The sequence below is a fragment of the Streptomyces sp. BK022 genome, from assembly GCF_004217355.1.
GTDB classification, from domain to species: Bacteria; Actinomycetota; Actinomycetes; order Streptomycetales; family Streptomycetaceae; genus Streptomyces; species Streptomyces griseoluteus.
In genome coordinates, this window is the sequence record NZ_SHKU01000004.1 from 942361 (window position 1) to 951417 (window position 9057).

The 9057-nt window shown below is 69.3% G+C and carries 5 protein-coding genes; 4 read left to right on the forward strand and 1 reads right to left on the reverse strand.

All coding sequences use genetic code 11. The annotated features are described in order from the left end of the window. Positions 1 to 410: 410 nt before the first annotated feature. From EV284_RS21055 to EV284_RS21070, 4 genes are all read left to right on the forward strand, one after another. Complete coding sequence (locus EV284_RS21055; protein ID WP_130336349.1) at positions 411 to 1703, forward strand: hypothetical protein; 1293 nt, start codon at positions 411 to 413, stop codon at positions 1701 to 1703. Beyond that, the gene (locus tag EV284_RS33590) at positions 1700 to 4231 is read left to right on the forward strand and encodes a ThiF family adenylyltransferase (RefSeq protein ID WP_130336351.1); all 2532 of its coding nucleotides are present in this window, start codon (positions 1700 to 1702) and stop codon (positions 4229 to 4231) included. Before EV284_RS21055 ends, EV284_RS33590 begins: the two co-directional genes overlap by 4 nt. Further along, positions 4228 to 5307 carry a patatin-like phospholipase family protein gene (locus EV284_RS21065; RefSeq protein ID WP_130336353.1) on the forward strand — a complete coding sequence of 360 codons (1080 nt, stop codon included), beginning with the start codon at positions 4228 to 4230 and terminating at the stop codon, positions 5305 to 5307. Before EV284_RS33590 ends, EV284_RS21065 begins: the two co-directional genes overlap by 4 nt. A 294-nt stretch (positions 5308 to 5601) precedes the next feature. Beyond that, positions 5602 to 6096 carry a hypothetical protein gene (locus EV284_RS21070; protein WP_130336355.1) on the forward strand — a complete coding sequence of 165 codons (495 nt, stop codon included), beginning with the start codon at positions 5602 to 5604 and terminating at the stop codon, positions 6094 to 6096. Positions 6097 to 6194: 98 nt separating this feature from the next. Here the strand turns inward: EV284_RS21070 and EV284_RS21075 are convergent, their stop codons facing one another. After that, positions 6195 to 8585 (reverse strand): DEAD/DEAH box helicase, encoded by a 2391-nt coding sequence (locus tag EV284_RS21075; RefSeq protein WP_130336357.1) that lies wholly within the window; start codon positions 8583 to 8585, stop codon positions 6195 to 6197. Positions 8586 to 9057 lie beyond the last annotated feature (472 nt).

Here is a 9057-nt window from a genome sequence, read left to right on the forward strand (position 1 = left end):
AAGGAAGGGCCACAGGAGGAGAACAGCGCCCCCGCAGCATCTATCGTCAGGCGTTTTCCGCAGGAGGACAATGGCGCTGCTGTCGCGGAGGTGGCGATGGCTGTCCGGCTGGCCTGGTGTGGGGCCGGGCAGTGCTCAGATAAGGACACCGGAGCGGGCGGCGAGTCGTCTGAGTGTCTTCCGGGCGTCTGCGCGCTCGGGAGACGAGTGCGTCGCCCTGGCCTGGGCTCCTTGCCCGACGAAATCCGTTGGCGACGCCGGAAACGCCCCTGCCCTACCCGTAGCCCTTCTCCGCCCGCCTCGGGGCCAGAGTGAGGGCAGTTGTCAGTGGCGGGTGGTACACCTGGACGCCACGGTGAAGTCATGTGCTTTACCGGCTCGTTGATCACAATGGCGTGAAGAGGTAGGACATGGTCGAGACGGAACTGCCCGAGCGGGGCGTGGTGTTCTGGCCGGTCGGCACCGGAGACTCCACCACCGTCGTGCTGGGCGACGGCCTGGTCATGCAGGTCGACCTGCGGGACATGAAGGCCGCGGACGAAGACGACGCAGTCGTGGCCGCGGTCATCGACCGGCTGGCGGACACCCTCCCGCAACTCGACGACGAGACGCCCTACCTGGCCCTGTTCGCGCTCACCCACGCGGACCTGGACCACTGTTGCGGCTTCGGAGACCTGCTGGAGAGCTCCATCAAGATCGGCGAAATCTGGGCAACGCCCCGGCTGTGGCGCGAACTCGACGAGGACATCCCGATGTGTGGGGACGCCCAGCTCTTCCATGACGAAGTCGAACGCCGCGTGAAGGCCACCATCAAGGCCATCAAACTCGGCAAGGAACCCGAGAGCGGTGACCGGGTCCGCATTATCGGGTACGACGACGACCGCGACCAGCACTCCTACGCCGAACTCCCCGACGCCTACTTCACCGCCCCCGGCAAGGCGATCAGCACCATCGACGGCACCGACGTCTCCGACCGGTTCGAGGCCTTCGTCCACGCCCCGTTCCGCGATGACTGTGCCGGCGAGCGCAACGAGACCTCGCTCGCCCTGCAGCTGAAACTGACCGCCGCAGACGGCACGGCGGGCCGCATCCTGCTCCTGGGCGACCTCGCCTACCCGACCATCAAGAAGATCCTCGACTACAGCGAATCCCACAATCGCACCGAGCGCGTCGAGTGGGACGTCCTGCTCTCCCCGCACCACTGCTCCAAGAAGGTCATGTACGCGCCCGGCGAGGACGGAACCGAGGAACTCAAGCAGGACATCCTCGACCAGCTGCAAGCCCATGCCGGCCCCGACGCCCGCGTGATAGCCAGCTCCCGGCCCTTCCGTACCAGCGACGAGAGCGGCGACAACCCGCCCCACCGGCTCGCCCGCGACGCCTACGAGACGATCACAGAACTGCCCGTTCTGTGCACCGGTGAATACCCCACCCCAAAGGATCCCCGCCCGGTGGTCTTCGTCCTCGAGCCTGGCCTGGGCCTGGACCTGGTCACTACCGGCGAACTCGTAGAGAAGTCCGCCGCCCTGGCAGGCCGCTCGGACAGGCTGCTCACCGCACTGGGCCTGACCCACAGCGTCCCCCTCACGGAGACCGCGCCAGTTCCGCAGCCGCGCGGTATCGAGGCGGGCCGGGAAGCGGTGCGCCAGGCCCGCGGCGACGAGGCCGTCCCCGCCACCTCCGTCGGATTCGGTGACGCGTGAGCGACATCCTCCTGCAGGAAGCAACCCCCGGACAGCAGCTGGCCATCACCCAGCTTGAGCGGATTGCCGCCGCCAACAACGCCCTCGAGCTGGGCCGCATCACCCGTGCCGATCCCGCCGACGGATTCCCCGGCTGGATCGAGGCCCGCCTCGGCGTGGACTGCTCCACCCTGCCCCGCACGCCCGCCGGCCTGCACTTCAAGCGGCGCGAAGCGATCACCCTGTTGATCCCGGCCACCTTCCCCTTCGCCGTCCCCCAGGTACGCACCGCCCACACCCGCTTCGCAGGCGCCCCGCACGTCAACTGGGCCCGCCACCTGTGCATGTACCGTTCACCGGCCACGGAATGGGACCCGGCCGATGGCATGTACGGCTTCATCACCCGTGTCTGGGACTGGTTCCAGGCCGCCGCCGCGGGGGAGCTCGACACACCCGGCGAGCCCCTCCACCCGCCCAACGCCCTGACCCACCAGTCCGCAGGCCTGCTGGTCGTCCGCCACGACGCCCCCACCGCGCAGGGCGCGCCCTGGATCGGCGCGGCCCTTATGCACCGGGTCCGCGACGACCGCCAGGACGTGGTCGGCTGGCTGCCCCTGGGCTCTTGGCCCACCAGCGCCGAACAAGCCCGCCAGACAGTCGGGCTGCCACCAGGGTCGGAGGTCTTCCTCGCCCCGGCAGTGATCGCCACCCAACACCTGACCTTCGAATACCCCAACACCGCCCGCGAGCTGATCGGGACCCTGGCAGACGAAGGGATCACCCCGGCCGTCATCCTCGGCCTGATCGGTGTAGCCGCCGACCGCAACCGCACCGTCCTGCTGCCCGTCGCCGACCCGGACGACGACACCCCCGTCGCCCCGCTCTACCTCCTGCTCGGCACCCCCTCCCGCGGCATCGCTGGCAGCGACCACCTGCTGCCCCACCTGGTCGCCTGGAACCTTCCCGACCTGGCCGACCTGATGGGGCGCCTGTCCGCAGCCGCCTTCGACGACTACCCGCCGCTGGCCGAACTCGGCCGGAACTTCCTCGAGCAGACCAGCGAGAAATGGCTGGGCAGCCTGCCCACCCGGTGGGCCCGCATCCAGGAAGCCCGCCCAGAAGTCACCGTGCGCCGGGACGCCGCCACCCCGGCCGCATGGCTCAACGGCAAGCAGATCCTCGTCCTGGGCTCCGGCGCCCTAGGCGCCCCCATGGCAGAGATGTGCGTGCGCGCCGGAGCCGCCCGCGTCACCGTCGCCGACCAGTCCCTCATCCACCCCGGCATCCTGACCCGCCAGCCCTACACGGACGCCGACATCGGCCTCTCCAAGTGCCGCACGCTCGCCGACCGGCTTTCCGCCATCACCCCGCACACCACCCGCGTCGAACCGCTGCCCGGCAACATCATCAGCACCCTCGCCGACGCCGACGTGCACTCCTTCGACCTGATCATCGACGCCACCGCCAACCGCATCGTGCGCGCCCACCTCGAAGCCGTCCGCGCCACCGACCCCACCCCCTGGCCACCCCTGGCCACCGTGATGATCGGCCATAAGGCGACCCGCGGCATCGTCGCCTTCTCGCCCACCCGCGCCACCGGCGCCGGCAGCGACATCCTGCGCCGCACCGGGCTCGCCGCCCGCGCCAATACCACCGGCGCCCACGCCGACATCCTCGACGACTTTTTCCCCGTCCAACCGCGCACTGACCTCTTCCAGCCCGAACCCGGCTGCTCGGACGCCACCTTCACCGGCTCCGCCGCCGACGTCACCGGCCTGGCCGGCCAACTCATGACCGGCATCCTCCATGCCCTGGCCACCCCCGAGCCCCAGCAGACCATGGCCGCCCTCACCGTCCCCTCACCCACCGGCCCCAGCGACCCCGCCCTGCCCGGTGCCCGCTGGTGGACCTGGCCCAACGACACCGTCCTGACCGAGGAAGGCGGCTACCAGGTCCGCATCAGCACGGCCGCCCTCGCCGAAATGCGCGCCGAAGCCCGCCGCGGTGCCCGCGTCCGCGGCGCCCAGGTGGAAACCGGTGGCATGCTCCTGGGCGCCATCGACGACGCCACGCGCATCCTGTGGATCGACGAAGCCACTGGTCCGCCTCCCGATTCCCTGCTCAGCGAGCACCACTTCGAGCACGGCACCACCGGCATCCGAGAACACCTCGCAGCCCGCCGCACGGCCACGCAAGCCACCACCCGCTTCCTCGGCATGTGGCACACCCACCCCCACGGCCCGGCCCGACCCAGTCCCACCGACCTCGCCGCCATGGGCACTCTCACGCTGCCCCTCGACGACACCCCGCCCCGCGCCCTGGTCCTCATCGCCGGCGGCCCCACCCACGTGTGGAAGGCCTGGCTCGAGGACGACAAGCCACCCCACTTCTACGCCCGCTTCGCCGACCGCACCGACACCCCGGTGCCCACCCCGGCGCTGCCCCGCGTAACCGCGGGGCAGCCGGACATCACCTGGTGGCCCGGCGGCTACGCCACCCAGCCTCACCGACTGCCCGCCCCGCGCCGATCGGACGATGCCCGCCCATGACCCGCCACATCGGCCTCGCCCTGTCCGGCGGAGGCTCACGCGCAGCCGCCTTCCACCTCGGCTGCCTGCGCGCTCTGAACGACCGCGACCTCCTCAGCCAGATCCGCGTCGTCTCCGGCATCTCCGGCGGCTCCCTCCTGGCCGCCCTGTGGGCCTACGGACCCGCCGACTTCGCGGACTTCGACGCCCACACCACCGAACTGCTGCGCACCGGCCTGCAAAGAGACATCATCCGCAAGGCATTCACCCCTGCCGCCGCCACCCGCAACCTCGCCGCCGCAAGCCGGGCCGCAGCCCGGGGCCTGTTCTCCCGCACTGTCACCGTCGCCCGCCCCGTCAACCGCACCGACGCCCTGGCCACTCTCCTCACCGAGCGGGCCTTCGGCACCAAGACCATGGACCAGGTCACCCATCCCGGCCTCGACACCGTCCTCACCGCCACCGACCTGGCCACCACCAACGCCGTCCGCTTCGGCAGCACCCTCAGCAGCTGCTCCCGCTACGGCACCATCACCGAGCCCGTCCAGGTCGCCACCGCAGTCGCCGCCTCCGCGGCCTTCCCCGTCCTGCTGCCAGCTCTGGAACGCACCTTCACCTTCGAACGCTCCGGCCAGCGCCAGCGCCAGACCGTTCTGCTGACCGACGGCGGCGTGTTCGACAACCTCGGCCTGTCCGTCCTCGAACCCGGCAGGAACCCCGCATTCACCCCCCAGGTCTTCGACGTGTCCTACATCGTCGCCTGTGACGCCGGGCCGGGAGAACTGCCCGCCAAAGCGCCGCACTTCTTCGCCGGACGCCTGCGCCGCTCATTCGAGGTCGTACACCGCAAGAACCAGGACGCAGGCCGCGCCCGACTCCACGAGTGGGGAGCCGCCGGGCGCATCGACGGCTTCACACTCGCCTACCTCGGCATGCAGGACCACCGACTGCCCGCCCCGCCCGCCGATCTCGTGCCCCGGGAACGAGTCGCGTCCTACCCAACCAACTTCGCGGCAATGAACCGAGCCGACTTCACCGCTGTAACCACCCGGGGCGAGCAACTCACGCGCGCCTTGCTCCCGCTCTACCTGAACTAGCCAGCCGGCGAACAGCCGCACGGCCCACGACGAGGCTGAACCATGCAGCAGCGGCCCAGCCGATGGACCGCCTCTGACACCAGATCCCCGACGGACTACTGCTCGGCGACCAGGCCGAGGAACTGCATCCTTGATGCATCCCGCACAACGCGCTGGGCCGGCAACGGGCAAGCAGCACCGTTATCGCAGACACGAAACGACTCGATACGCCAAAATCCAGTTGATCCATATACTTTAGTGGCGAACCACCGAAAAACCATGAACCAAAAATCCGTCCGACACCATCCTGGAAGCATGACCGCACAACTGGGCACCCCCCAGGAAGCACTGCTTCCCGCGCTGAACTTCAGCGTCACCCACGTCGGCCTGCAGACCCGAAAAATCGAAAGCGCGCGCCAAGAAGGCCGGCAGGTAGAGACCAGCTTTGCCACCACACGCACCGTCCTCCTCGCCCTGAACGCAGCCGGCGGCATGCCAGAAGCCAGGCAGCTGAAAGACTTCTTCGCCTGGCCGACCTGGCAGGCTCCCGGCATCCCCAAGCCAAGCCACAAGTGGACGGCCATCTTCGGTACCCAGACCAGAGCCTTCGAATGCCTGCACGGCGCCGAGCCCGCAGGGAGACAGCCGACGATCATCCGCAACAGCGACCACAGCCGGGTCACCGACGCTATGTGGCAGATGCTGCAGGCACAGGAATGCGTCGTCTTGTGCACGGGTCTGGCCGGTGACCCCACCGCAGCCGCTGGCGGAAAACTCCAGGCCGTACTGGCACAAGCACTGTTCCACTGACCTCCGCCCGCCCCAAGAGAGAACGACTCACCGGCCCAACCCGACTGGACCCCGCCCGCTCACCCCGCCCAGCAAACTCTCTCGTGAAGAGCCGCGCTCTACACCCACCGCATCCCCAGCTCGGACAACTCCTCGACCCGCTCGGGCGCGAGCCGCGCGCGGCGGGCGCGGCTGTTGGCGATGAACACCCCTAGTGCGCATGCATCGCCCCCTACCTCCTCGACGTGCCGGTGAGGCACTTCCAGGTGCCCCTCCCGCTTCTGGTACTGGCGGGCAGCCGCCACGTTCGCCGCCCAGACCTGCGCCCGCGTACGACGCGGCACCGCGATGACCTTCTCGCTGTCCTGCAGCGGCCCGAGCCCGAGCGCTTCCCGCAGCAGCCACTGCCGCGCCGCCCCCAGCGTGCCCCACTGACGCCGCTGCGACACCGCCCACTGCCCCAGATCTTCCCCCTGGACCACCAGACACCCCGCCTCCTCAGGCAGCACCTCCCCGCTGCACACGTGCACCCGGGCGAGATGGAAGCACCGCTGCCAGGACACCGACCAGGAAGGACACCAGGACGGGTCGATGTTCTCCAAGGCCCTCCGCCGCTGCGCACTCAGCCCAACCGCTCCCTGCCCGCCCTTGTCCTGCCGCGCGACGGCCCGCTGGTTCTTCAGCCACAGTCCCACCGGATAGCCCTCCCACATGGCATCAGCCGGCGCCAGCAGGTGCCCGTGCTCAGCCGCCCACCCCCGCGCCGCCGACAGCCCCTCGGCGAACGCGACCTCCGCATGCGCCCAGATCATGCCGAGCTCATCCAGCTGACCCACCCGCTCCTCACTCAGCTCCCCGCGGTTGCGCGAGGAACGCTGCCGGGCAATCCACACCCCCAGGGCAAACCCGTCCGGAGTCCGGTACTCGTACGGCACCGCCAGATCACCACGGTCGCTGCGGTAGGCGAGCGCGGCAGCCAGACCCCGCCGCCAGAACTGCGTCTCGGGCTGCAGCACCCGCAGACTGATGAACGCAGCCAACTGCGCCGGATCCCGCGGCCGGGAGAACGACAGCAACTTCCCGGCAGCCTGGCTCACCTCGCCCGCCGCCCGGACCGCCTCCCCGGCGGCAGCGCCGCCGGCCACCTGGGGAACGGCCAACTGCTCCACGGCCTGGGTGTCGTGGGCCCGCAACGCCGTGAGAACCTTCACCAGCTCCCCATAAGCCCGAGAGAGCAGCATCTCGTCAGGCTGCTCACCCGGTCCGAGGAAGACTGGCACCACCAGCGAGGCGACCTTGCCCGCCCCGGGCTGCATCCGCAGCGCCCGTCCTACCGCCTGGACGATGTCGACAGCCGACCCCCGCACGTCCGCGAAGACAACCGCATCGCACTCCTTGGTATCCACCCCCTCACCCAGCACCCGCACAGACGACAGCACCCGCACCCACGCCGCCCCCAGATCACCCTCCGGCTCCGACGCGAACTTCTCCAGCACACGCCCCCGGTGCGCCGGCTTGTGCTCCCCACACAACCAGTCAGCCCACACCGCATCAGGCCCCGCATACAGCTCCGGGTTGCTCTCCCACAACTCCTTCGCCACCGCGCCAAGACCACTGGAGAACGCCTCAGCCTCACTGGTGCGGTAATGAAACGTCAGCAGCCGCCTCAGCTTCCGCTCCGCGGCCGCCTTTACCACCGCCGTCTGCAAGGCCGCCAGCCGCACACCCCGAACCTGCGCCGTCCTTCCCGCACCCCCGGCCAACTCGACCACGGACAGCCCAGGATCCGTGATATCGACACACACCACCTGGTACCGAGCGACCAGCCCCCGCTCAATCGCCTCCGACAACGACAGCCGATACACCACCGGACCGAACAGGGCCTCGTCATCCATCGACGCAACCAGCTCACCACCCCCCGGCCCCTCCCGATCCGTCACCTCCCACAGCCGTGGCGTAGCCGTCATGTACAAGCGCCGCAACGCCGGCACCCGCGCGTTGTCATGAACCCCCGCCCACGCCTTGCCCAACGCTCCCGACGTCCGATGCGCCTCATCCACCACCACCAGATCCCAGGCGCCCAACCCCGAGCGATGACTCCGCTCCAAGACCCCCAACCCCAATGAGGCATACGTGGCAAAGACCGTCACCAACTCCAGACCGGAAGCCCACCCCACCAACTCCGCCTCATCGGTGGTGCACTGAAGAACCTGCGCATCCTCGCCCGACAGAGAACAGGCACCGAACATCGGGCCTCGGCGCCCCGCCTCACGCCAGACAGACACCGTTTGCGTCAGCAGCCCGAGCGTGGGAACCAGCACCAGCACCCGCCGTGCACGCAGAGCCCGTGCCGCGTGCACGGCGATCAGGCTCTTGCCCGTTCCGGTAGCGGCGACAACCTGGGCCCGCACGCCACCTGATGACCCTGCACCAGGAACCTGCTCCAATGCCCGCACCACCGCGTCGACAGCCTCGACCTGATGGGGACGGAGCGTCCACCGAGTCGACACAGCACATCACCTCTTACCCGGGGCCACCCGCCAGAGGCACTACCCGTTGAGCGTAGACTTTATCCGCAGTCATTTTTGATTGCATTGCTCGGAGACCGAGCTTCCACCCCACTATGACAGGGCCATCCCCGACGCCATGTGAGCTTGGACAAGAGGACTCCGTCTGAGCTCAAGCGGAGGATAATGCCCCAACCCGCCACCTCTTCTAGCCAGCTGCCCGCGCAGCGGGCCAGGCTTGGAGGCGAAGCCGGAAAGCCAGAGGCAGGGGAGCGAAGCGGACCTGCCGACCGTACTGCGAAGCAGTACGGTTGATTGGGGGCCGAGCGAAGCCGGCCCCCAATCAACACTCCGTCAAGCAACCCCCGCGCAGCGGGGGTTGCTTTCCTGGGGGAGCGAAGCGAGCCCAGTCGCCCTGCGAAGCAGGGCGGGTTTCCCTTGGACGCGCGCAGCGCGTTCCTACCCGCTCCGCGGG